The organism is Sphingopyxis sp. BSNA05 (assembly GCF_013265645.1).
Classification (GTDB): Bacteria; Pseudomonadota; Alphaproteobacteria; order Sphingomonadales; family Sphingomonadaceae; genus Parasphingorhabdus.
In genome coordinates this window covers 1-871 of sequence record NZ_PYIA01000014.1, presented here as the reverse complement: position 1 = coordinate 871, position 871 = coordinate 1, and the positions used below count along the sequence as shown (strand labels likewise).

Below are 871 nucleotides of genomic sequence, written 5' to 3'. Positions count from 1 at the left end.
AGGGCTTGATTACTGGATGGAGCAGATTCTCAAACTAGCCGATCCCAGTGCCCATGGCCGTCTCAAATCAGAATTGGTCAAAATTGTTTCCGAACAACGCGGCTCCGATATTGCGCAGGCCTTTGTCATCCGTTCACTCGTGATCGATCCGAAAGAACTGAGGTCCGAAGTGACCGGAACGCTCAAAACGTTTGTCGGCGCGCAAGTAATCGCCAGCGAAGAGCGTAAGTTTGTTTTCAGCTGGAACTACTCCGGTCTTCGGCTCGCGCTGACCGGTTTTACGCAAGTCCCAACCGATCAAGAACAGCAAATACAGCAAAAACTAAACAGAAGGATGCCTCGTCATGAGCAGCATATTTACAGCTCTGCCCGCCTGTCTGCTGGGCAGCGGCATAGCGAGCATCAGTTGGGGCGCGGCGCGGCTTCCCGATCCAGGATTCAAAACTCTTGGCGCTGCATTACTCATAACCGCCCTTTCGTTAAGCGCATCACCCGCTTTGGCAGACCAGTTTGTCGAAGCGGCCGACAATGCGAAAATTGACTGCACATTATCGCGCGATGAGCTGACCCGTATTGCTTTGGTTGGCGATGAATTTTCAAGTGTTTCAAAAATCGCTTCAGGTTATCCCTATAATGATTTTGGCGTAACGCACGAACCGGTGCGCGGCGATATTTATATTTCCGTGCCGCCAAGCTTCGCCAGCGACAGCGTTAGCTTCTTCGCCACCAGCAAACAGGGTTTTGTCTATAAATTTGCCTGTCACACGGCCCCTGTGGAAGCGCATCAGCTTTTTATTACCAACCCCGCCCTTGCAAAACCGGAGGCGGAGACATGGGAAAACGAAAGAAGCGAAGAGCAGACCATCATCGC

Annotated in this window: 1 protein-coding gene and 1 pseudogene; both read left to right on the top strand. The window is 51.9% G+C overall.

Going from position 1 to position 871, the window contains the following annotated elements; all coding sequences use genetic code 11:
* Positions 1–310, top strand: a pseudogene (locus C8024_RS01900) (TraE/TraK family type IV conjugative transfer system protein); the annotation flags it as partial.
* Positions 311–344: 34 nt separating this feature from the next.
* The coding region (locus C8024_RS01895; RefSeq protein ID WP_173202748.1) for a type-F conjugative transfer system secretin TraK at positions 345–871 on the top strand (527 nt) is incomplete at its 3' end.